Here is a 22,855-nt window from a genome sequence, read left to right as displayed (position 1 = left end):
GAGTGTGAGAACATGGCTGTTCATATTGTGGCTGCTGGTGAAAATTTATGGAAGATTTCCACAAAGTATGGTGTATCGACCCAAACGATTGTCGCACTGAATGGATTGCCATCATCTAATGCACTCACTCCAGGGCTTGCATTATATCTCCCGGATCATCTGCCTCCACTTCACGCGTATCGAATTAAAGCCGGCGATCATATCTGGAATATAGCTAAGCAATTTAACAGTCATCCGGCAGACATTCTGGCCGCAAATCCCGGTTTGAATCCAACTCAATTGTTAATAGGTCAAACCATCAATGTGCCATCTCCGATGAAATCGGATCTAGCAACCCTTGGATTTTTAGTACCTTCCTCCGTAGCTGCAAATCTGGCAACCTTGAATTCTATTGCGGGGCAACTTACTTATTTGGCAGTGGTCGCTTATTCTTTTACAAAGGAGGGATATGCTTTTAAGATGGTCGAGGATTCAGCCATAGTTGCTAGAAGCAATCAATTGAAGGTCGTCCCATTGATGATGATTAGAAATTTGGTGGGAGCAGATTTTAGTGCGGAGTTGGCTGGAAGGGTGCTCGAAAATCCAACATATCGTGCCAATCTAGTGGCAAGTATTGTGAATTTAACGAAACAACGTGGGTTTGGCGGCGTTAGTATTGACTTTGAATTTATTCCTCCTGCACGACGGAATGACTTTATATTGTTTCTTACGGCATTAAAAAGTAGTTTAGGACAATTGATATTACATGTAAATGTTCATGCGAAAACAGCTGATATACCGACAAATCGAATTATCGGTGCATACGATTATGCTGGGATTGGTAATGTAGTTGATTTACTTGCCGTGATGACAATGGATTATGGTTACCCTGGAGGACCTCCTGATCCAATTGCCCCGATTCCGTGGCTGGAGCAAGTCATTCAATACTCACTTACGCAGATTAATCCTCGTAAGTTACAAATCGCGTTGGCGTTGTATGGGTATGACAAGGTTGTTGGGACGAATCAAACACGTGCCCTATCTGTAAATGCTGCACAAAATCAAGCGATTGCTGTTGGCGAACCGATTGAATTTGATGCTACAGCGAAAGCACCATGGTATCGCTACTGGCCTGGTGGGAAGGAACATATCGTTTGGTTTGAAGATATTCGCAGTTATATAGAAAAGTATAACTTAATGGGTATTTATCGATTAGCGGGCACGACTTTTTGGCAAATTAGCTTACCGGCACCTCAGAATTGGGCATATCTTAGAAAAAATTTTAATGTGGTGAGGAGAATGGTGTAAAATTACACTACGTTTGGTGAGGGAATTTGGCTTTTGTTTAATTTTAAGGTGGTTTTGTACAATTTTGGGATAGTTTTGTGGAAATTTTACTGCCTTTTGTACAAAATATTGGGTGTTTTGTACCGTTTTCAAAGGGTTTAGTACAATTAGACATATTCTGGAAATCTAACGGTTGTCCTATTAAAAAGGGCATTGATGATATTATTTGTTTTTTTCGGACAAACTTTTAGGAAAAAGGAAAGGCTGGTAGCAAAGCTTGAGCAAAAGATTTAAATATTACATTCTTATTTTAATATTGATGATTCCATCTTCAATAAAAGTAAATGCCATGTATAGGCACGAAAAAATGGTCCAACAGATGGATCAACTAATCAATAACGAGCCAGCATTAAAGGGGGCCATTGCTGGGGTTAGTATCCGTTCTGCTGAAGATGGAAAAATCATCTATTCCCATCAAGGCGATGTCCGCTTAAGACCCGCTTCGAACATGAAGCTATTAACTGCCGCTGCCGCCCTGCATATCCTTGGAGAAGATTACACGTTCACGACGGAGATATATACAGATGGCGCGTTGAAAAAGAAAACTCTCAACGGAAATCTCTATTTAAAAGGGAAGGGCGACCCAACATTATTGAAATCCGATTTTGATCAAATAGCTGTTGAAATCAAAAAACATGGCATCAAAAAAATAAACGGAAATATCGTCGGCGATGATACCTGGTATGATGGTGTCCGCTATTCACTCGACCTGCCCTGGAGCGACGAAACCACCCATTATGGGGCACAGATTTCGGCACTAACGGCGTCACCAACCAAAGACTTTGATGCTGGATCTGTCAAAGTAGTTGTACAACCTGCAACGAGAAAAGGTGAGAAGCCAATCGTGAAAATGACCCCTATAACCAATTATCTAAAAATCGTCAATCATGCCGTCACTGGTTCAGAGGAAGATAAAAGGAATATCACGGTCGAGCGGGTACACGCAAAAAATGCCATCACCATCAAAGGAACAATCCCAATGAAGGCAAATCCGGAACAGGACTGGATTGGTGTCTGGGATCCAACAAAATATGCCATGTCCCTATTAAAACAATCGTTAACAGAACACGGAATTCAAGTGAATGGAAAACTAAAAACAGGAATGGTGCCTGACACCGCAAAAATGTTTACAACCTATCATTCGATACCATTATCTGAATTAATTGTTCCTTTTATGAAACTGAGCAACAACGTCCATGCGGAAATATTAATGAAGGAAATGGGCAAGGTTGTGAAGGGAAAAGGGAGTTGGGAAAACGGATTGAAAGTATTAAATTCCGAATTAGTCAAATTTGGGGTTAACCCCAAAACATTGGTGCTGCGAGATGGGTCCGGTGTTTCGCATGTCAATCTGATACCAGCAAACCAACTAACGCAACTGTTGTTTGCCGTGCAGAAAGAAAAGTGGTTTTCGAGCTATCTTCAGTCATTACCAGTCGCTGGGGCACCTGGAAAGATGGAAGGCGGGACCTTAAGAAATCGCTTAAAAGATCCTCTTGTCCGAGGAAGGGTAAAGGCAAAAACAGGAACCATCTCTACGGTGAGTTCTATATCAGGATACATAAAAACGAAAAGTGGACAAACCTTAATCTTTTCGATTCTATTAAATAATTTACTTGAAGATACTAAAGGGAAAAAGGTAGAGGATCGTATGCTAACTATAATAGCCAATCAATAATTAACCTAATTCGAATAGAATAGTCATGCTCAACAAACCCTATTTGTAAAAAGTACGGATGGAGACTCAATGATGATCTATGGCAGTCATGTTAGCATTAGAAACGGATATTTAGGAGCAGCAAAACAAGCGGTTGCAAACGATGCATCCGCTTTTCAATATTTTCCGAAAAACCCGAGAAGCCTTTCCATTAAGGATTTCGACCGAGAAGATGCGAAAAACTGTAAACAATTTTGCAAACAGCATCAACTTCAATCGATTGCTCATACACCATATTCCACAAGTTTAACACCTTCCGAGGACAAGCGGAAATTAACAATCTCTTCCCTTTTAAATGATTTAGAAATTGCCAATGCCTGTGGGTCCATTGGGGTCGTGGTCCATTATGGAAGCCAAATTAGCCAAACTGATCCACTAGCAAGTTATCATTTAATGCTTGCGATGTTAAATGGAGTACTCAGTCAGTGGGATGGAGACTGTTTGATACTGTTAGAGAATAATGCTGGTACAAAAGGAGCTTTAGGAACAACCTTTGAGGAACTGGTCCAAATTAGAAATCTATGTGATTATCCGGAAAAGATTGGTTTTTGCCTCGATACCTGCCATGCCTTTGCGAGCGGCCTTTGGACAGGGGAAAATTCAGGTGATCTGCTCGAAAAAGGGGAAAGTTTAGGATACTATGCCGAGTTAAAGGCCATTCATTTAAATAACTCGAAATACCCAACAGGCTCAAAGAAAGATCGGCACGCAAACATTTTCCACACGAATGGCCTGATCCAAGCCCATCAATTAATGGAACTAATAACATCACCTGTTTTTAAGGGAATCCCCTTAGTCCTAGAAACTCCTGATGATGAAGGTATGACTCATAGAGAAGAAATTGAAATGCTCAAGCAAAAGTGGGGGTAATAATTTCTTGAAAATTTGAAGTATTAATTTTACTATAAATATAATGATAAATAGTTATTCCGTGGGAGAGCAAAAGAATATGAATAAAAAACAAGGACAGCTTCTTTCTGAACGTTTTGAAGTAGCTTTTAACCAAGTACATGATGCGTTGCGGGATATCGTTCAAATAAATGATGATAGATTCGTCGTCCTCGTGAAGGTTGGCGCAAAAAAATATCAAATGATTGAAACGTATAAAAAAGACTTAGAGCAATATGCTCGGCTTCGGAACGCCATTGTGCACGAGAAAATGGAAATTGGCTTTTATATTGCGGAGCCCAATGCAAAGGTTGTTTCTCATATTGAAAAAATCGCTAATGTGTTTAACCGACCTAATTATGCACTATCGATTGCTACGAAGAAAGTGGTGTTCTTTGATTATCACGACAGTATCTTAAAAGTAACCGCCGCAATTAAACAGTATGGTTATTCTAAGTTTCCAGTCTATAAAAACAAAAAATGTATGGGCTTACTTACCTCAAGTTCAATTGTGAAATGGATGGCACAAAATCTGGAGAGTGGTCTAGTTAATTTTGCTGATATCCAAGTGGCAGAAATCATGAACTATGAGAAAGAATATCCATTGGAAATAGTTTCCAAAGAAATTAATATCTTTGAGATTGAAAATATTTTTGAAAAAGCACATAAGAAAAAACGAAAGATCGAAGGTGTAATCATCACTGAGAATGGGAAAATGGATGAGGCACCATTGGGTATGATTACCCCATGGGATTTAATACAAATAGATTACACAGTAGAGTAATCTTCTCTCGCTTGAAATCAATAAATTCAATCGATATCGGAAAAACTAGTGTAGATGGTATTCTTTCAAAAGGGAAGGGTGAATTTATGCGAAATTACCGATTTCTCATCAATGAGCAATTTCAAGCGAACAGTATAGCGGAAGATTTAAGAGTGCAAATGGAAGTCAATCGGTTCAATGATGTTAATATTTTGTCTGTCGACAATCGAAATGAAATCCTTGTCCAAGTGTTTGAATCAAACGAGGCAGCTAAAGAAACGGTTGAGACGTTTATGCAGGATTATCAAAAAGGGATCATTATGGAATAACAGTTAAGGTTCTCCTTAAAAGGGAGAGCTTTTATTTATCGGCTGTGTTACCCCTTCAATGATCGGATCGAAAAGGTTACAATCAATCAACTAGAATTGAGCAATAACGAGCACACCTGCAGGTATGCTCGTGCAACTTAGCTTAAAATTCAAACTCACTTAATTGATCCATATGCGAGGCAATCATGGCGATGATGGTGGTTGCTTCTTCTTTGCTAAAAATAAAATGGGATTCATCTTTAATTAATTCATCATCAGTTGTCCAGATTCGATTAACACGTTTGAGGACACCGTCACCAGTGGCTTGAACCAATCCGAATTGATAGGTGACTTCGACTTCATCTTCATGTTTAAAGGCTGTTACCTCCGGTGTAGACCAATCTACATCAATTTCCTCAAAGATGTCGTCACTCTTGACTTGTTCCGCTTCGTAATACTCTTCTTCGTCGTCATCATCCACATAAACGGTTTCAATCTCACCATCATCCTCATCATAGACCTCGGAAGTCTGAAGATAGACCCCATCATCTGTATAATGGTCATCGCCGTTCATATAATCATGCAGACTGGCGTGAACTTCCTCGATAATGTCCTCTATATCTGAAAGGATGACCTTCGCCGTATGTCCGGTGTCCACATCGAAGGTATCGATGTAAAACTCCTCGTTTTGAGGATCAAAGAACAATGAGCAGAAATAATCACGCTCCAACTCTTCCGTATCAACATCTGCGGTATCGACATAAAACTCAATCCTCGGATGTTTGGCAGCTCTTTCAACGGTCATTTGACCAACCTGATCATATTCTTCACAAATAGATTCCAGGTGTTCTTGCAGTTCTCCACATACCCTGTCAAACCATTCTAACGACATCAAACATCCCATCCTTTCTATGTTAACCCGAGGTTATTATTACCAAATTTGAACGATTTATTCTTTTCTTATAATTTGAATGTATATTCTTCTTCAGCCACTGCTTTTACTCTCTTTCACAAAATGGAACGACGATTTTGTCGCTTGCTACATTTTCCCTTTAACCGTTGATGATCAACTACTTGAGGCATTATTTTTTGCATATCCTCAAGTGACCCATTTAACAATCCCCAAACTATTTCAGTGAGCATCATGAATTGGATTTCACTTGCCTTGTGGTACTATATAACTTATCAGAAGAAATGGAGGTGCCGAAATGAAAATTGAAGTTTGGTCTGATTATGTATGTCCGTTTTGTTATATAGGAAAACGCCGATTAGAATTAGCTTTGGATCAATTTCCTCACAAGGATCAAGTAGAAGTAGAATTCAAAAGTTTTGAGCTTGACCCAAATTCGCCTAAAAAGATTGATCAAAGTATTCATGAAGTGTTGGCACATAAATACGGGATGAGTTTGGAGCAAGCGAAACAAGCGAATCAGGGGGTCGGTCAGCAGGCAGCCACTGTTGGCTTGACGTTTAATTTTGATGAAATGAAGCCAACGAATACATTTGATGCCCACCGTTTGGCCAAATTTGCAGAAACACAAGGAAAAGAAGCGCTCGTCTCAGAAAAACTTCTCCGTGCCTATTTTACAGAGTCGAAGCATATCGGGGAAATTGAAACACTTGCGGATATTGCTGAAGAGGCTGGTTTAAATCGACAAGAAGTATTGAATGTCTTAAATGATAAAAATGCATTTGCGGTTGATGTCCGCAATGATGAATCCCTTGCCCAGCAGTATGGTGTTCGCGGGGTACCGTACTTCGTCATTAATCAAAAATATGCAATTTCAGGTGCCCAACCTACAGAAACCTTTATCGGAGCGTTGCAAAAAGTTTGGGAAGAAGAGTCTCCGGTTCCAGTTCTGCAAGAACTTTCAACCGAGGAAGATGTTAGTTGTGCGGATGGCAATTGTGTTATTCCAGAGAAAAAGTAGAGATTGTTTCATAAATAAGGATGGGAAAGGAAGACAAGTTTCCTTTCCCATTTTATTTTATAAAGACCTTATTAGCGGCTGCGGACTCTTAAATTCCACATGTTGCCATCTTTCCAACAACGATTTATGATAGAATTGCATCTATAACCTCGACGCCATCCTGTCCATCTGCAGCATCTAGAAGTTCTTCGTCTTGAGGTACACCTTCTGGAAGTATTTCTTCTCGAAGTATTTCGGCGTGATGTATTTCGGTTTCTTGAAGTATTACGATTTCTAGAAGTATTCCGGTTTCTTGAAGTATTACGATTTCTTGATGTATTACGATTTCTTGATGTATTACGATTAGATGTGCTCATCCGTGATGTCATTTGCTGTCTGGATGTTCTACGTCTAGATGTCCTTCTTCGTGTAGTGCGACGGTCTTGACTAGGGTCACGGAACATAAAGTCCCAAAATTCGCCTCGTCTTACTTCATCTGCCGCTCTTTCAATATCTTCAGCTGAAAAATCGCTCATAGTAACTTAGCACCTCCTTTAAGCTTGAAAAGGGAGTACATATCTGATTGACAAATTTGTCCAAGAAACTCTCTCTTCTTCTAATAAATTACGTGTGTACAGGTACATTTGAGTGAGAAAAAGGCCTATCAATGAAAAAAAAGCTGTCCAACCGGGGACCTCCTTCCTACAATTCTCATACGAATATAGGAGGGAGGAATATAATAATGGACGAGACAGCACTACTACCGCAATACAAACTATTTATTAGACCCATCGACCTGCGGGAACTAAGAAGAGACATTTGGATTGATGACCCAATACCAGCCCAGTTAACAATTGAAGGGAAACGGCTCGATATTGATATTGCCTATCGAGGATCACATATCCGTGATTTTTCGAAAAAGTCATACCAGGTTTCCTTCTACAAACCAAAAACCTTCAGAGGTTCTAAACATATTCATTTGAATGCGGAATTTAAGGATCCTTCATTTATTAGAAACAAACTATCATTTGATTTCTTTGCGGAGCTAGGTGTTTTATCACCTCAATCGCATCATATCTTTTTGAATCTGAATGGGAAAGCTGAAGGGGTCTATTTGGAAATTGAGAGTGTGGATGAGAATTTTTTAACAAGAAGGGACTTACCGAAAGGGAGTATCTTTTATGCCGTTGATGGGGACGCCAACTTCTCACTAATGAGCGATTTGGACAAAGAAACAAAAAAGTCCCTACGATTAGGCTATGAAAGAAAATTTGGTCCGCCAGAAGATGATTTTTACTTGCAGGAATTTATCTTTAATATCAATACATTTTCAAAAAGTGAATTCGAAAAAGAAATTCATAAATTTGTAGATATTGATAAATATCTCCGTTGGGTGGCTGGTGTTATTTTTACATCAAACTATGATGGGTTTGTTCATAACTATGCCCTTTATAGGAATGGTGAAACACGCCTTTTTGAGATTATACCGTGGGACTATGATGCGACATGGGGCCGGGATGTCAATGGGAAAACGATGGAGTCTGATTATGTTCCGATTGATGGTTTTAATACATTAACTGCGCGATTATTATATGTGGATACCTATAGAAAGCAATATCAACGGCTCCTAAAGGAGATAATGGAGCAGCAATTTACAATAGGACATATGATTCCGAAGGCGGAAAAACTCTCACAATTGATTCGTCCCTATGTCTTAGAGGACCCATATAAAAAACAAGATATGGATAAATTCGACCAGGAATTATCGGTCATCACGAAATATATCGAGGAAAGAAGAAAATACTTATCCAGGAAATTAGCAGCGCTAAATTGAAATGTTCAGAGGAAAAGGAGCCATCTACTTGCTAGGTGGTTATTTTTATCGTGGTTCAAAATTAGAAATGTAGGATTTCATAAAGAGTTTGTCGAAATATAATACTATCTGTAATTATTCGGAATTTTACTCAATAATATGTTATTAAAGATGGCTCGGCCCCATAATATGATTGTGGCCCATTAAATATTGTTGGAAATGACAAGATGAATTTGATCAATAGCCGAAAGGAGTTTCTGTTGTAATGTCAAAGACAGTAAAAATAGGAATCACAATCATAATCCTTCTAGCAGTGATTCCTGTGTACTTTCTCTTCAATCAACCAATCGAAGAGGGAGGAAATGACTCAACAACGAAGAATGTGAAGTTGGAACAAAAAGTTGTTAAAACAGCAGCGATAGAAACTAAGGAAGAAACAACTGATACGAATGAACTGACTTCAGAAAGCCAAGAAAACCCAGGAGCAGAAATGAACGAAGAACCTGTCAAACAGGAATTAAGTAAAGAAGATCAAAAAACTATTAAAACGTCGGATGAAGAAGAAAAAGAGGAAGGGCAAAACGACTTTTTAGTCGTCATTGATCCTGGACACCAACGTTCGGCTAACCTGGGACAGGAGCCTGTAGGACCGGGTGCGTTAGAAACCAAAATTAAAGTTACAGGTGGAACGGCTGGAGTTGCTACAGGGAAGCCAGAGTACAAATTAACGCTAGAGGCCTCGCTAATTTTAGGAAAATTGCTTGAAAAAAGAGGAGTAAAAGTCATTTATACCCGAACAACCCATGATGTGAATATGAGTAACAAAGAAAGAGCCGAAATAGCTAATCAATATCACGCCGACTTATTTGTGCGGATTCATGCGGATGGATCAACCAATCGGAGTGTTAAAGGTCTTTCTGTCTTAACTCCTTCTGATGATGATCCATATACAAAGGCTATTTATCAAGATAGTCTAAAGGCTTCCCAGCTTATACTTGATGAAACTAAAAAAAATCCAGCTGTAAAAGTAAATGGGATATCGTTTCGCAGTGACCTATCAGGCTTTAATTGGTCGAAAGTGCCTAGTACGTTAATTGAAATGGGCTTTATGAGCAATCCTAGCGAAGACAAGAACCTGTCCGACACGGGCTACCTTACCAACTTAGTCACCAACATTTCAGATGGGATTATTAACTACTCCAACAGGAATAAATAGGTGTTAGAAAAGGGTGTCAGGCACCTAACGGTGCCTGACACCCTTTTTTTCGACGCATTAGAGGTTACCTCGATTTTTTAATTAGTTTAGTAGTTTTAAAATCCCTAAATTTTTTGTTATAATATAATTGAATAAAAATACAAATAATTGTATTTTTATAAATAAATGTTACAAAAGGAGATACAGAATGGATATTTACCATGCAGTGACAAGTGATGTTAAAGATATTTATGATTTAATCCAAATCTTTGCTGAAAAAGGAACCGTATTGCCTCGTACGTATTTATCACTTTATCAACATATACAGTGTTTGTATGTTATGAAAGAGGATAATAATATACTAGGGGTTGCAGGATTACATGTTTTAGGACAAGACCTGGCAGAGATCCGATCTTTGGTTGTTTCTCCCGATTATGCTGGAAAAGGTATTGGTCGCAAATTAGTTAATCGTATTATAAGTGATGCACCGAAACTTGGAATTAGCCGTGTAATGTCTTTCACATACGAAACAGAGTTTTTCAAAAAATGTGGCTTTAAGATCGTAGCAAGGGAGACTTTGCCTGAAAAAGTGTGGGTGGATTGTATGAATTGTCCTAAGTTGGATTGTTGTGATGAAGTCGCAATGATTAAGTATGTGGGGTAAGGTGTCAGATAGGTTGCATAAAGTGATATTAAACTTGGCAGTTTACAAGAGAAATAGGAATGGTGCCATTATGTGGTGCCATTTTCTTCGTTGTGTAGGAAATGATAAATTCTAGATTTTATTTTTTCTGAAAATTCAATTAAAGTTTGAAAATGTAAGCGTTTTCTATTATAATAGATAATGGGTTGGATGGCATGCGTGGCCGTCAGCGTATTTGGCGTAGGTGGGGCCGATACTAGGGACAGATGTAAATTAATCTTTGTGGTTATCTACTTTTCAAGTTATCTGAAATTTGTGCACCAGTACCTTAAATTTATAGTTTCCTAACAATCGACATTATTCCTTGAAATGTGTTATACAATTTACGATTGACAATCTAAATGTGATATACTATTATAATATCAACAAGTAAAAACCGCTTACATTTTAAGAGGTTAAAATTGTCTATCTAATAAAATTCGAACAAAGGGGTTTTTCTAATGGGAACTATCATATGCCAAAATTGCAATAACACAATTGAGCAATTTGAGAATGAGAAAGTATCAACTTTGTACGGACAATGCACTTGCTGTGATAAACAACAAAAGAAGGCTTCTAAATAATTCAAGATAAATTAATACAATAAAAACCGTTCTCAAATATTGAGAACGGTTTTTATTGTTCCTGCAACAATCGTATTTACAACATCATAAAAACTATATTTGATCCGTTTTCGGTTGTACCGCAAATGATTATTGCATACTTTATCTTGTACAGTGTTTTATGGATGCCGCTAGATGGCTTTCATATCCTTTTTTGAAAAAGGGCATGCTTTGAAACTTTTATAGAAAAATAAATGAAATGTAGAGGTGGGGAAGAATGCTGCGCAAGGTGATTATGGTTATAGATGATGAAGAAAGTGTAAAAAATGCAATAAGAGAAATCTTAAAATCGAAAAATAAAGGACATGAGTATGCGCTAGATTTAACCAGAATTAAAGATAGGGAACGAAAAACAGACATCATGAAAAGGTTAACGAGGTTCTAATGAGAAAGGGTTGCTTTTTAGAAAATGTACTTGAAAAAATTATCCAGCTCTAGAGAACATATGCGGAATGCATATGTTTTTTTTATTAAAAATCTAGTGTAGAAGGAAATAGCCAAGAGTTCCCAAAAATGCCTATTTTTCTTTATTACCATATTTGTCCATATCGCCTTCTTCTTATTAACATATAATTACAAGAAAACTATTTTAACAGGAGTTGAGGTTTTCTAATGAGTAAGTATGTGCTTGTGATTGCCGCTCATCCTGATGATGAGATTCTTGGAAGTGGAGGTACCATTAAGAAATTAATTAATCATGGCTATAAAGTCATTACTGTGATTGCTGCTAAGGGGCGGAAGGAAGAGGAGCATCATATACAAGAATTTATGTTGAAAGCAAATAAACACTTAGGTGTAGATGAGGTTCTATTTCTGGAATTCCCAAATTTATTACTGGAAACAATCCCGCTTGTTGAAATTAACAAATCGATTGAGAACCTGATGGACAAATATAATCCTGCCATGATATTCACCCATCATTATGGAGATACCAACCGTGACCACCAAATATTATTTCAGGCAGTGTTAACAGCAGCACGGCCGTTGCCTGGAAAAGATCCGGTTGAAATTCTTTGTTTTGAAACGGTTTCGTCGAGTGAATGGAGTCAGCATACAAATGACAAAGAATTCAAACCTAATTATTTTGTGGATATTACAGATACCATAGAAGATAAAATCAGATCTCTTCAATATTATGATGTAGAAATGAGACCATTCCCACATCCACGTTCCTATGATGGTGTGAGATATTTGGCGCGTATCAGAGGTATGACGGTTGGGGTCGAATACGGGGAAGCATTTGAAATCATTAGGAGGGTATGGAAATGATCGAAAATGACCAACCTTTTATGCCAGCCATTTTTCCATATTTAATCTATACATTGGATCAATATTACGGAATTGATCAACCTATTGAACAAGAACTAGCAACAAAAAGGGAGCACTTCTATACAACAAAAATACCAAACAAAAAATTAAAAATATTAATCACAACATTTTGGGAATATCCATTGATAGGCGGTTTGCAGAAATATATCAATACTCTTAAAATTGGCTTGGAAAATTTAGGACATAGTGTCGATGTAATAGCATTAAACTCTTTTTCGCCAGAGGAAATGAAGAAATTACGCAATCACTTTTCTGAGGAATTTAAACAATTTTTTCTTAATCGTTATGGCAGTTTTAATGAAAAAATTCTACACAATATCAGCAAATTATCCAGTTATTATATGATGTTAAAAAATTTTGATCTGTCTCAATACGATATTATCCACGCACAAGATCGATATACAGCTAATGTACTGGGAATGCTTAACCAATCCTTTCAAAAACCTCTTCTTTTTACACCTCACGGATTTATGACCCAAAACAGATTAAAGTTTAACTTGATGGAGGAAGGTTCGGTTGAGCAAAACTATTTTTGGGCGATTGATAGCCATGCCATAAAAAATGCCAATCAAGTAATCGTCCTTTGCGATATCTTCCGTCCAATTCTAGGAAATTTAGGTGCAGCGGATAATAAAATAACTACTGTTCATACAGGGATTGATTTTGGTGTAGGGAATTTTCAGAAGAAAAGCAGGAATAAAACGGTCATAACTTGTATCGCACGGCTTCGTCCTCGTAAAGGACATAAGTATTTATTTGAAGCGTTAGCGCTAATAAAAAACAAACTGAAAAATGTAGAAGTGAGGATTGTCGGCGATGGTGAAATGAGAAAGGATCTTGAGAAGCAGGTAAAACAGTTGAGATTAAAAAATATTACCTTTTTAGGGAGCAGAAATGACATACCCAAGTTGTTAAGCGAATCAGACATTTTTGTACTCCCAACAACTAGTGATACACTGCCGCTCTCCATTATCGAAGCAATGTTTAGCAATCAGGCAATCCTTACAACCAATTGCGGGGGGATTCCAGAGATTATTGAAGATAACTATTCAGGAATTATCGTTGAACCTGCTAACTACAAGCAACTTGCAGACAAGTTATTGCTCCTCTTACAAAAAAAATCATTAAGGGAAGAATTAGCACAAAATGCCTATGCATATGCACAACGACATTTAACCGTTAATAAAATGGTTCGGAAAATTGAAGAAGTTTATCAATCATTATTATGAAAGGAGGAGAACAACATGCGACACGATGTTCCTGCTGTTGTCCTTGATCTTAGTGCAACAGGTATAGGAATTGTAAGAAGTTTAGCGCAAACCGGAATAAAGGTATATGCCTTTGATACGAAAGGAAAATATGAAATTGGTAAAACTCGATTAGCCACTTGTGGAATTTGTCCGAATCCAGTTAGTGAAGGACCTGCATTAATTTTATTTCTTACCAGGCTGGCACAAAAAGTAGGACAAAAGGCAGTCCTGTACGCAGGTTCTGATGACTTTGTTCAGTTTATTTCAAAAAACAGATTTGTCCTTTCCCACTATTATAGGTTTCTATTACCAAAACACACCCTGGTAGAAGCGGTATTGGATAAAAGACTAACATACGAATTGGCGCTTAAATCAAATGTGCCATGCCCAAAAACATTTGCTATTAATAACGAAGAGCAGTTCGAAGAAATTATTGATCAAGTTACCTTCCCTTGCATTTTAAAACCAGTTTATTCCTCCCATTTTCGCACAAATATCGATCATAGACTCTATAAAAAAGCAATCGTTGTTGAAGAGCCTTCTAAATTGAGAGAAGAGTACCTTTTTTATCGCCCATTCGGGGAACTCATGATTCAGGAAGTCATCCCTGGTAATGAGGATTGCATTTATTCTGTGAAAACATTTTTTGATGAGAAAATGAATTTAGTTGGCTTGTGGATGAATCAAAAATTACATCAATTTCCCCCACATTTTGGATCAACAGCCCTTGCACTTAGTATTAGGGACGAAGAAGTCATTCAACTCGCTACGACATTTCTGAAAGATATTGAATTCAAAGGCTTAGCTATTGCCGAATTTAAACGGGACCCAAGAGATGGAAAACTGAAATTTATTGAAATCAATTCAAGAATCGGTTTAACTCAAGCGTTATCAATTGCTTGTGGGGTTAATTTGGCTCACTTGTATTATTTATCCCTTACCGGGCAAAATCCCACACCAGTGACACAGCAGAAAGAAGGGGTCAAATGGGTTTACTTTGTTCGGGATTTTCTATCCTTTCGCCAAAAACACAAAAAAGGGGAAATGAAATTCTTTGAGTGGATAAAGAGCTTATCTGGTAAAAAAGTTGAGGCTCTTTTTGCTTGGAATGACCCACTTCCATTTGTTCGAAGTTTTGTTTCCCATTTGCGAAATTTATGGGGAAGACAGTTATAAATAATAAATGAAGGAGGGAACATTCTTTTTGAATAGTTTAGAAGAAGTTTTAAGCTGTTGGAAACAATATGATTGGGAAGTAAAGCTAAAAAAAGTCATGAATAAAAAAGTAAAATTAGTAGATGAAAAAATAGAATGCCTTAAAAATACTCGTGAAAAGACTAGTATTTGGAAGTTGATTCTAACAGATGGACGGGAGTTCATTCCCATCGTGCTAAAGATATACAAACAGCCGCTGAAAGAAAATCATCGGTTGGAAATCAATATGTATCAAAAAGCCTATAACATTTATCAAGAGTTTATGCCGAAATTGTATTGGTTGGAACCGAACGTTAATGGCGAAGAAACATGGATGTTTACTGAATGCTTACAGCCGTTACGTGGACAAATAAAATTAGCCCCCAAGCATTTGGAACAAATTATCCCTACTGTGGCAAAATTTCATGCCATAACATATGATAAACGATTTTTACAGCATGCGGACCTATTTGACTCCTCACTTCCTTACTTTGATTCCGAGGAAAAGGTTAAGGAAAGGACGAAAGGAATCAAAAAGGCAAAGGAAAACCTAGAACGGGCAATGAAAGATCCTAATTTAACAGAATTGATAGCACCAAGGTATAAAATAATCAAAAAAATATTAAAAAAAGGTCCCGTTTTTTTTCCTGAAATTACTGAATCCGGACAATGTCTCATCCATGGCGACCTCCATGTCCATAATATTTGTTGTGAAAATGCCAATGATGTAGAGAATTGGAAAATTACTTTAATTGATTGGGAGTCTGCGAAACATTATCCATGCTGGTATGATTTAGTCGTTTTAGTTGAATTATTAATAGATTTTCGCTCAGATTGGCAGCAGAGTGAAGAAGAGATTCGAAGAAATTGCGTGCAAGTTTATTGTGAAGAGATGTTAAAATATGGAATAACATTTAATGAAGATCCACTAAACCTTCTTAAAAAAGCCTATTTACAAAGAACCTTAGAAAAAAAGCTCTCCAGTCATTTGCAAAAGGTGTTGGATGGAGGTAAGAGCACACTCCTCAAGAGATATCTCGTGAAAATAGAGGTTTGGGGCAAAGAACTGGGGTTATATTAATGAAGAACCCAAAGTTTATAAACATTTAAAGGGGTTTGTTGTATGGAAAAGATTAGACGATCTTCCCTTAGTTTAATTAAAGAGAGTAGTGAGTTTGGATGAAGGTGCTCGTAACTGGGGGAGCTGGATTCATTGGTTCGCATGTTGTTGATTTATTAATTCAATCCGGTTATGAACCGATCGTAGTAGATAATTTACGGTCTGGTAATAAAGCATTTGTCCCTCCAAACGTTCGATTCATTAAAATGGACATCTCCTCACCCAAAATGGAGGCTGTTTTTGAAAGAGAAAGACCGGATGTGGTGATCCACTTAGCGGCACAAGTAGATGTTGCCTCCTCGATAAAAAATCCAGTCGAGGATGCAAACCAAAATATTCTGGGAACGATTCGTTTGCTAGCCTGCTCACAAAAGTTTAATGTTAAAAAATTCATTTTTTCTTCGTCTTGTGCTGTATATGGGGAAAAAGATGATTGTAGTATAAAGGAAACGTCCCCCGTTCAGCCTCAATCCTTTTATGGAATTAGCAAATATTCTTCAGAACTATACATTCAGGCCTTTTATCAACTTTTTCAACTTCCTTACACGATTCTTAGATATGCGAATGTTTATGGACCGCGCCAATCTTCTATTGGGGAAGGCGGGGTCATCTCGATCTTTTTGAAGAAAGTGCTCAATGGTGAAGCCCCATATATATTAGGAGACGGAGAACAAACAAGAGATTTTGTGTATGTGAAAGATGTCGCGCGTGCCAATGTATTGTCAATTGAAAAGGGGACAAATGGTATTTTCAATATCGGCACTAATTCTAAAACAAGCATTAACCAACTATATCAAGTAATCACTTCATTAACTAATAGTAATCTATTACCTATCCCTATGCCTGAACGCGAAGGGGATATTCGTTATAGTCGATTGGATAATACCGAAGCTGTGAATCTTTTGTCGTGGAAACCTAACTTTGATTTGCAAACAGGATTAAATGAAACATTAAACTATTATAAAAGGATATTGAAAGAAGAATGAAATAAAAGGAGATAAGAAATGAATGATTTTAATAAAATAGCAGCCAAAAATAATGGCAAAATAACGTTACAAGATTTGAACGGTTTTCCAATGCTTGGAAAAGGTGCAGATGGGTCCGTCTTTCAATTGTCACCTGAGAAGTGTGTCAAAGTATATGTTAATGAAGACAATCAAAAAAAAGAGTTAGATGCTCTACAAATAGGACAATCAAGTTCCGTTATCCCCCGTCTCTATGAATATGGATCCAATTATATTGTAATGGAATTAGTGAATGGAGGGAATCTAAAAGCCTACTTAAAAAGGGAGAAGCAACTTTCCAAACTAATCGTCATGAAGATATTATTCATGCTAGCAGAATTAAAAAAGGTTGGTTTTGCTAGACTTGACACCGAGGTTCGGCACATTTTTTTTAATGAGCTGGGAGAAATTAAAGTGATCGATCACAAGAGGGCAATGACTACTGTAAGGTTTGTCCCGACCAAATTATTCACTGGATTAAAAAAACTTGGTTATTTAGATGAGTTCTTAGGACATGTGAAGGAATTAAACCCATCCTTATATGAGGAATGGAAAAAGATAAAGTTATAATAAAAATAAAAGGACATAAGGGCTGTTGTGGTTTGCGAATCACAGCCCTTTTTAGTTTACTGGAAAAATTTCTCATTGAACTTTACTCAACCAACATGTTACTATAAGAAAGTTCTCTTCGAGCAGGTAAACATTTTTGAATAATTAACATTCTGATTTTAAAATAATGTTGACTTGTTTGTGAGAATTATAGTATAATATTTTTTGTCGCTTCTTACCGGAGTGGGTTTGTTCTTTGAAAACTAAACAAACAAAATCGTGCAAACAAACAATAACTATCGTGTTTCTTCTGTAATAGTAAGAACATGAGCCAACGTAACAAATGAGCTAATCAACTTTCTCGCTTATTAACGAGCAGTAATATCCTAACGGATAAACTGCCCGTAAATACCCGATCGATTCGACTAACCATCGCGGGGGAAAACACCCCACGATGGAAGTCTCATCTTATTGGAGAGTTTGATCCTGGCTCAGGACGAACGCTGGCGGCGTGCCTAATACATGCAAGTCGAGCGAGACTCTTCGGAGTCTAGCGGCGGACGGGTGAGTAACACGTGGGCAACCTGCCTGTAAGACTGGGATAACACCGGGAAACCGGTGCTAATACCGGATAATCCTTTTCCTCTCATGAGGAAAAGCTGAAAGTCGGTTTCGGCTGACACTTACAGATGGGCCCGCGGCGCATTAGCTAGTTGGTGAGGTAACGGCTCACCAAGGCGACGATGCGTAGCCGACCTGAGAGGGTGATCGGCCACACTGGGACTGAGACACGGCCCAGACTCCTACGGGAGGCAGCAGTAGGGAATCTTCCACAATGGACGAAAGTCTGATGGAGCAACGCCGCGTGAGCGATGAAGGCCTTCGGGTCGTAAAGCTCTGTTGTTAGGGAAGAACAAGTACCGGAGTAACTGCCGGTACCTTGACGGTACCTAACCAGAAAGCCACGGCTAACTACGTGCCAGCAGCCGCGGTAATACGTAGGTGGCAAGCGTTGTCCGGAATTATTGGGCGTAAAGCGCGCGCAGGCGGTCCTTTAAGTCTGATGTGAAAGCCCACGGCTCAACCGTGGAGGGTCATTGGAAACTGGGGGACTTGAGTGCAGAAGAGGAAAGCGGAATTCCACGTGTAGCGGTGAAATGCGTAGAGATGTGGAGGAACACCAGTGGCGAAGGCGGCTTTCTGGTCTGTAACTGACGCTGAGGCGCGAAAGCGTGGGGAGCAAACAGGATTAGATACCCTGGTAGTCCACGCCGTAAACGATGAGTGCTAAGTGTTAGAGGGTTTCCGCCCTTTAGTGCTGCAGCTAACGCATTAAGCACTCCGCCTGGGGAGTACGGCCGCAAGGCTGAAACTCAAAGGAATTGACGGGGGCCCGCACAAGCGGTGGAGCATGTGGTTTAATTCGAAGCAACGCGAAGAACCTTACCAGGTCTTGACATCCTCTGACACTCCTAGAGATAGGACTTTCCCCTTCGGGGGACAGAGTGACAGGTGGTGCATGGTTGTCGTCAGCTCGTGTCGTGAGATGTTGGGTTAAGTCCCGCAACGAGCGCAACCCTTGATCTTAGTTGCCAGCATTTAGTTGGGCACTCTAAGGTGACTGCCGGTGACAAACCGGAGGAAGGTGGGGATGACGTCAAATCATCATGCCCCTTATGACCTGGGCTACACACGTGCTACAATGGATGGTACAAAGGGCTGCAAGACCGCGAGGTTTAGCCAATCCCATAAAACCATTCTCAGTTCGGATTGCAGGCTGCAACTCGCCTGCATGAAGCCGGAATCGCTAGTAATCGCGGATCAGCATGCCGCGGTGAATACGTTCCCGGGCCTTGTACACACCGCCCGTCACACCACGAGAGTTTGTAACACCCGAAGTCGGTGGGGTAACCGCAAGGAGCCAGCCGCCTAAGGTGGGACAGATGATTGGGGTGAAGTCGTAACAAGGTAGCCGTATCGGAAGGTGCGGCTGGATCACCTCCTTTCTAAGGATATAAGCTGGACTTGTGAGCCAGACAAAACAGTTTGTTCGCGATCTTTGTTTGTTTAGTTTTGAGAGTGCAATTCTCTCAAACTAATCGTTCTTTGAAAACTAGATAATCGTAATGAAGAAGCAAAGTAAACATCGAGTAATCGCCATTTTAGTTTTCTCTCTTATTAAGTTAAGAGAATAACCTTTTAGGTTAAGTTAGAAAGGGCGCACGGTGAATGCCTTGGCACTAGGAGCCGATGAAGGACGGGACTAACACCGATATGCTTCGGGGAGCTGTAAGTAAGCTTTGATCCGGAGATTTCCGAATGGGGGAACCCACTGTTCGTAATGGAACAGTATCTTTACCTGAATACATAGGGTATGGAAGGCATACCCGGGGAACTGAAACATCTAAGTACCCGGAGGAAGAGAAAGCAAACGCGATTCCCTGAGTAGCGGCGAGCGAAACGGGACATAGCCCAAACCAAGAGGCTTGCCTCTTGGGGTTGTAGGACACTCAACATGGAGTTACAAAGGAACGGGGTAGATGAAGCGGCCTGGAAAGGTCCGTCAAAGAAGGTAAAAACCCTGTAGTCGAAACTTCGTTCCCTCCTGAGTGGATCCTGAGTACGGCCGGACACGTGAAATCCGGTCGGAAGCAGGGAGGACCATCTCCCAAGGCTAAATACTCCCTAGTGACCGATAGTGAACCAGTACCGTGAGGGAAAGGTGAAAAGCACCCCGGAAGGGGAGTGAAATAGTTCCTGAAACCGTGTGCCTACAAGTAGTCAGAGCCCGTTCATGGGTGATGGCGTGCCTTTTGTAGAATGAACCGGCGAGTTACGATCCCATGCAAGGTTAAGTTGAAGAGACGGAGCCGCAGCGAAAGCGAGTCTGAATAGGGCGTATGAGTATGTGGTCGTAGACCCGAAACCAGGTGATCTACCCATGTCCAGGGTGAAGTCCAGGTAACACTGGATGGAGGCCCGAACCCACGCACGTTGAAAAGTGCGGGGATGAGGTGTGGGTAGCGGAGAAATTCCAATCGAACTTGGAGATAGCTGGTTCTCTCCGAAATAGCTTTAGGGCTAGCCTCACGTAGTAAGAGTCTTGGAGGTAGAGCACTGTTTGGACTAGGGGCCCTCATCGGGTTACCGAATTCAGACAAACTCCGAATGCCAAAGACTTATCCGTGGGAGTCAGACTGCGAGTGATAAGATCCGTAGTCAAAAGGGAAACAGCCCAGACCACCAGCTAAGGTCCCAAAGTATACGTTAAGTGGAAAAGGATGTGGAGTTGCTTAGACAACCAGGATGTTGGCTTAGAAGCAGCCACCATTTAAAGAGTGCGTAATAGCTCACTGGTCGAGTGACTCTGCGCCGAAAATGTACCGGGGCTAAACGTATCACCGAAGCTGTGGATTGACATCTCTGATGTCAGTGGTAGGAGAGCGTTCTAAGGGCGTTGAAGCTAGACCGTAAGGACTGGTGGAGCGCTTAGAAGTGAGAATGCCGGTATGAGTAGCGAAAGATGAGTGAGAATCTCATCCACCGAATGCCTAAGGTTTCCTGAGGAAGGCTCGTCCGCTCAGGGTTAGTCGGGACCTAAGCCGAGGCCGAAAGGCGTAGGCGATGGATAACAGGTTGATATTCCTGTACCACCTCTTTATCGTTTGAGCAATGGGGGGACGCAGGAGGATAGGGTAAGCGCGCTGTTGGATATGCGCGTCTAAGCAGTTAGGCTGAGAGGCAGGCAAATCCGCCTCTCACATAAGGCTGAGCTGTGATAGCGAGGGAAATTTAGTACCGAAGTTCCTGATTCCACACTGCCAAGAAAAGCCTCTAGCGAGATAAAAGGTGCCCGTACCGCAAACCGACACAGGTAGGCGAGGAGAGAATCCTAAGGTGAGCGAGAGAACTCTCGTTAAGGAACTCGGCAAAATGACCCCGTAACTTCGGGAGAAGGGGTGCTTTTTGAGGTGAATAGCCTCGAAGAGCCGCAGTGAATAGGCCCAGGCGACTGTTTAGCAAAAACACAGGTCTCTGCGAAGCCGCAAGGCGAAGTATAGGGGCTGACGCCTGCCCGGTGCTGGAAGGTTAAGAGGAGGGGTTAGCGCAAGCGAAGCTCTGAATCGAAGCCCCAGTAAACGGCGGCCGTAACTATAACGGTCCTAAGGTAGCGAAATTCCTTGTCGGGTAAGTTCCGACCCGCACGAAAGGCGTAACGATCTGGGCACTGTCTCAACGAGAGACTCGGTGAAATTATAGTACCTGTGAAGATGCAGGTTACCCGCGACAGGACGGAAAGACCCCGTGGAGCTTTACTGTAGCCTGATATTGAATTTTGGTACAGCTTGTACAGGATAGGTAGGAGCCTGAGATACGTGAGCGCTAGCTTGCGTGGAGGCGTCGGTGGGATACTACCCTGGCTGTATTGAAATTCTAACCCGCACCCCTGATCGGGGTGGGAGACAGTGTCAGGTGGGCAGTTTGACTGGGGCGGTCGCCTCCTAAAAAGTAACGGAGGCGCCCAAAGGTTCCCTCAGAATGGTTGGAAATCATTCGCAGAGTGTAAAGGCACAAGGGAGCTTGACTGCGAGACCTACAAGTCGAGCAGGGACGAAAGTCGGGCTTAGTGATCCGGTGGTTCCGCATGGAAGGGCCATCGCTCAACGGATAAAAGCTACCCCGGGGATAACAGGCTTATCTCCCCCAAGAGTCCACATCGACGGGGAGGTTTGGCACCTCGATGTCGGCTCATCGCATCCTGGGGCTGTAGTCGGTCCCAAGGGTTGGGCTGTTCGCCCATTAAAGCGGTACGCGAGCTGGGTTCAGAACGTCGTGAGACAGTTCGGTCCCTATCCGTCGTGGGCGCAGGAAATTTGAGAGGAGCTGTCCTTAGTACGAGAGGACCGGGATGGACGCACCGCTGGTGTACCAGTTGTTCTGCCAAGAGCATCGCTGGGTAGCTATGTGCGGACGGGATAAGTGCTGAAAGCATCTAAGCATGAAGCCCCCCTCAAGATGAGATTTCCCATAGCGCAAGCTAGTAAGAACCCTGAAAGATGATCAGGTTGATAGGTCAGAGGTGGAAGCGTGGTAACACGTGGAGCTGACTGATACTAATCGTTCGAGGACTTAACCATTTTTAAGGTGAACTCAGAGTTTACAAAAACTTCTTCTACATTATCT

19 protein-coding genes and 2 rRNA genes are annotated in these 22,855 nt (G+C 40.6%); 19 read left to right on the top strand and 2 right to left on the bottom strand.

Features of this window, described 5'->3' with window-relative positions; all coding sequences use genetic code 11:
- The first annotated feature begins 12 nt into the window (after nt 1–12).
- The 5 genes from AC4QJR_RS17975 to AC4QJR_RS17955 all read left to right on the top strand — a co-directional run bounded on the left by AC4QJR_RS17975 (nt 13) and on the right by AC4QJR_RS17955 (nt 5,023).
- Entirely contained in the window at nt 13–1,287 is a 1,275-nt protein-coding gene (locus AC4QJR_RS17975) for a LysM peptidoglycan-binding domain-containing protein (protein WP_496523761.1), read from the top strand.
- A gap of 256 nt (nt 1,288–1,543) precedes the next feature.
- Nucleotides 1,544–3,004, top strand: a complete 1,461-nt coding sequence (dacB, locus tag AC4QJR_RS17970; RefSeq protein WP_496523760.1) for a D-alanyl-D-alanine carboxypeptidase/D-alanyl-D-alanine endopeptidase — start codon at nt 1,544–1,546, stop codon at nt 3,002–3,004.
- A gap of 69 nt (nt 3,005–3,073) precedes the next feature.
- Complete coding sequence (locus AC4QJR_RS17965; protein WP_496523759.1) at nt 3,074–3,913, top strand: deoxyribonuclease IV; 840 nt, start codon at nt 3,074–3,076, stop codon at nt 3,911–3,913.
- Nucleotides 3,914–3,992: 79 nt separating this feature from the next.
- Nucleotides 3,993–4,715 (top strand): CBS domain-containing protein, encoded by a 723-nt coding sequence (locus AC4QJR_RS17960; protein ID WP_496523758.1) that lies wholly within the window; start codon nt 3,993–3,995, stop codon nt 4,713–4,715.
- 86 nt (nt 4,716–4,801) lie between these two features.
- The gene (locus tag AC4QJR_RS17955) at nt 4,802–5,023 is read left to right on the top strand and encodes a hypothetical protein (RefSeq protein ID WP_496523757.1); all 222 of its coding nucleotides are present in this window, start codon (nt 4,802–4,804) and stop codon (nt 5,021–5,023) included.
- 142 nt (nt 5,024–5,165) lie between these two features.
- On the opposite strand, the gene AC4QJR_RS17950 is transcribed toward AC4QJR_RS17955, so the two are convergent.
- Nucleotides 5,166–5,894, bottom strand: coding sequence for a hypothetical protein (locus AC4QJR_RS17950; RefSeq protein ID WP_496523756.1), 729 nt, complete (start codon nt 5,892–5,894; stop codon nt 5,166–5,168).
- A gap of 316 nt (nt 5,895–6,210) precedes the next feature.
- Between AC4QJR_RS17950 and AC4QJR_RS17945 the strand changes: the two genes are divergently transcribed.
- Entirely contained in the window at nt 6,211–6,933 is a 723-nt protein-coding gene (locus AC4QJR_RS17945; protein ID WP_496523755.1) for a DsbA family oxidoreductase, read from the top strand.
- Between the two features lie 71 nt (nt 6,934–7,004).
- On the opposite strand, the gene AC4QJR_RS17940 is transcribed toward AC4QJR_RS17945, so the two are convergent.
- Complete coding sequence (locus AC4QJR_RS17940; protein WP_496523754.1) at nt 7,005–7,448, bottom strand: CotG/ExsB N-terminal domain-containing protein; 444 nt, start codon at nt 7,446–7,448, stop codon at nt 7,005–7,007.
- Nucleotides 7,449–7,654: 206 nt separating this feature from the next.
- On the opposite strand from AC4QJR_RS17940, the gene AC4QJR_RS17935 reads away from it, so the two are divergent.
- The 13 genes from AC4QJR_RS17935 to AC4QJR_RS17875 all read left to right on the top strand — a co-directional run bounded on the left by AC4QJR_RS17935 (nt 7,655) and on the right by AC4QJR_RS17875 (nt 22,809).
- Nucleotides 7,655–8,746 carry a CotH kinase family protein gene (locus AC4QJR_RS17935; protein ID WP_496523753.1) on the top strand — a complete coding sequence of 364 codons (1,092 nt, stop codon included), beginning with the start codon at nt 7,655–7,657 and terminating at the stop codon, nt 8,744–8,746.
- A 244-nt stretch (nt 8,747–8,990) separates the two neighbouring features.
- Entirely contained in the window at nt 8,991–9,941 is a 951-nt protein-coding gene (locus AC4QJR_RS17930; protein WP_496523752.1) for an N-acetylmuramoyl-L-alanine amidase family protein, read from the top strand.
- Between the two features lie 187 nt (nt 9,942–10,128).
- A complete protein-coding gene (locus tag AC4QJR_RS17925; RefSeq protein WP_098573775.1) occupies nt 10,129–10,584 on the top strand; it encodes an N-acetyltransferase in 456 nt (151 codons plus the stop codon).
- Between the two features lie 479 nt (nt 10,585–11,063).
- The gene (locus AC4QJR_RS17920) at nt 11,064–11,186 is read left to right on the top strand and encodes a GapA-binding peptide SR1P (protein WP_251463149.1); all 123 of its coding nucleotides are present in this window, start codon (nt 11,064–11,066) and stop codon (nt 11,184–11,186) included.
- 256 nt (nt 11,187–11,442) lie between these two features.
- Nucleotides 11,443–11,610, top strand: a complete 168-nt coding sequence (locus tag AC4QJR_RS17915) for a hypothetical protein (protein WP_180230099.1) — start codon at nt 11,443–11,445, stop codon at nt 11,608–11,610.
- 227 nt (nt 11,611–11,837) lie between these two features.
- Nucleotides 11,838–12,494 (top strand): PIG-L deacetylase family protein, encoded by a 657-nt coding sequence (locus AC4QJR_RS17910; protein WP_496523751.1) that lies wholly within the window; start codon nt 11,838–11,840, stop codon nt 12,492–12,494.
- Entirely contained in the window at nt 12,491–13,783 is a 1,293-nt protein-coding gene (locus AC4QJR_RS17905) for a glycosyltransferase family 4 protein (protein ID WP_496523750.1), read from the top strand. The genes AC4QJR_RS17910 and AC4QJR_RS17905 overlap by 4 nt, the downstream gene beginning before the upstream one ends.
- A 15-nt stretch (nt 13,784–13,798) precedes the next feature.
- Nucleotides 13,799–14,980 carry a carboxylate--amine ligase gene (locus AC4QJR_RS17900; RefSeq protein ID WP_496523749.1) on the top strand — a complete coding sequence of 394 codons (1,182 nt, stop codon included), beginning with the start codon at nt 13,799–13,801 and terminating at the stop codon, nt 14,978–14,980.
- A 28-nt stretch (nt 14,981–15,008) separates the two neighbouring features.
- A complete protein-coding gene (locus AC4QJR_RS17895; RefSeq protein WP_496523748.1) occupies nt 15,009–16,079 on the top strand; it encodes a phosphotransferase in 1,071 nt (356 codons plus the stop codon).
- A 98-nt stretch (nt 16,080–16,177) separates the two neighbouring features.
- Entirely contained in the window at nt 16,178–17,104 is a 927-nt protein-coding gene (locus AC4QJR_RS17890) for an NAD-dependent epimerase/dehydratase family protein (protein ID WP_496523747.1), read from the top strand.
- A gap of 18 nt (nt 17,105–17,122) precedes the next feature.
- The gene (locus AC4QJR_RS17885; protein WP_496523746.1) at nt 17,123–17,692 is read left to right on the top strand and encodes a kinase; all 570 of its coding nucleotides are present in this window, start codon (nt 17,123–17,125) and stop codon (nt 17,690–17,692) included.
- 447 nt (nt 17,693–18,139) lie between these two features.
- Nucleotides 18,140–19,677, top strand: a 16S ribosomal RNA gene (locus tag AC4QJR_RS17880).
- A 196-nt stretch (nt 19,678–19,873) separates the two neighbouring features.
- Nucleotides 19,874–22,809, top strand: a 23S ribosomal RNA gene (locus tag AC4QJR_RS17875).
- Together the 16S and 23S rRNA genes form the textbook arrangement of a ribosomal RNA operon.
- Nucleotides 22,810–22,855: the final 46 nt, after the last annotated feature.

Source organism: Neobacillus sp. BP17, from assembly GCF_059579525.1.
The sequence above is the reverse complement of the archived record's forward strand: the minus strand, read 5'-3'. Positions and strand labels throughout refer to the sequence as shown.

Excerpts from the sequence above, each read along its gene's own strand:
- AC4QJR_RS17955 (WP_496523757.1), top strand. The coding sequence starts at position 4,802 with ATGCGAAATTACCGATTTCTCATCAATGAGCAATTTCAAGCGAACAGT.
- AC4QJR_RS17935 (WP_496523753.1), top strand. The coding sequence starts at position 7,655 with ATGGACGAGACAGCACTACTACCGCAATACAAACTATTTATTAGACCC.
- AC4QJR_RS17920 (WP_251463149.1), top strand. The coding sequence starts at position 11,064 with ATGGGAACTATCATATGCCAAAATTGCAATAACACAATTGAGCAATTT.
- AC4QJR_RS17910 (WP_496523751.1), top strand. The coding sequence starts at position 11,838 with ATGAGTAAGTATGTGCTTGTGATTGCCGCTCATCCTGATGATGAGATT.
- AC4QJR_RS17890 (WP_496523747.1), top strand. The coding sequence starts at position 16,178 with ATGAAGGTGCTCGTAACTGGGGGAGCTGGATTCATTGGTTCGCATGTT.
- AC4QJR_RS17940 (WP_496523754.1), bottom strand. The coding sequence starts at position 7,448 with ATGAGCGATTTTTCAGCTGAAGATATTGAAAGAGCGGCAGATGAAGTA.
- AC4QJR_RS17885 (WP_496523746.1), top strand. The coding sequence starts at position 17,123 with ATGAATGATTTTAATAAAATAGCAGCCAAAAATAATGGCAAAATAACG.
- AC4QJR_RS17905 (WP_496523750.1), top strand. The coding sequence starts at position 12,491 with ATGATCGAAAATGACCAACCTTTTATGCCAGCCATTTTTCCATATTTA.
- AC4QJR_RS17965 (WP_496523759.1), top strand. The coding sequence starts at position 3,074 with ATGATGATCTATGGCAGTCATGTTAGCATTAGAAACGGATATTTAGGA.
- AC4QJR_RS17945 (WP_496523755.1), top strand. The coding sequence starts at position 6,211 with ATGAAAATTGAAGTTTGGTCTGATTATGTATGTCCGTTTTGTTATATA.
- AC4QJR_RS17960 (WP_496523758.1), top strand. The coding sequence starts at position 3,993 with ATGAATAAAAAACAAGGACAGCTTCTTTCTGAACGTTTTGAAGTAGCT.
- AC4QJR_RS17900 (WP_496523749.1), top strand. The coding sequence starts at position 13,799 with ATGCGACACGATGTTCCTGCTGTTGTCCTTGATCTTAGTGCAACAGGT.
- AC4QJR_RS17950 (WP_496523756.1), bottom strand. The coding sequence starts at position 5,894 with ATGTCGTTAGAATGGTTTGACAGGGTATGTGGAGAACTGCAAGAACAC.
- AC4QJR_RS17975 (WP_496523761.1), top strand. The coding sequence starts at position 13 with ATGGCTGTTCATATTGTGGCTGCTGGTGAAAATTTATGGAAGATTTCC.
- AC4QJR_RS17925 (WP_098573775.1), top strand. The coding sequence starts at position 10,129 with ATGGATATTTACCATGCAGTGACAAGTGATGTTAAAGATATTTATGAT.
- AC4QJR_RS17930 (WP_496523752.1), top strand. The coding sequence starts at position 8,991 with ATGTCAAAGACAGTAAAAATAGGAATCACAATCATAATCCTTCTAGCA.
- AC4QJR_RS17915 (WP_180230099.1), top strand. The coding sequence starts at position 11,443 with ATGCTGCGCAAGGTGATTATGGTTATAGATGATGAAGAAAGTGTAAAA.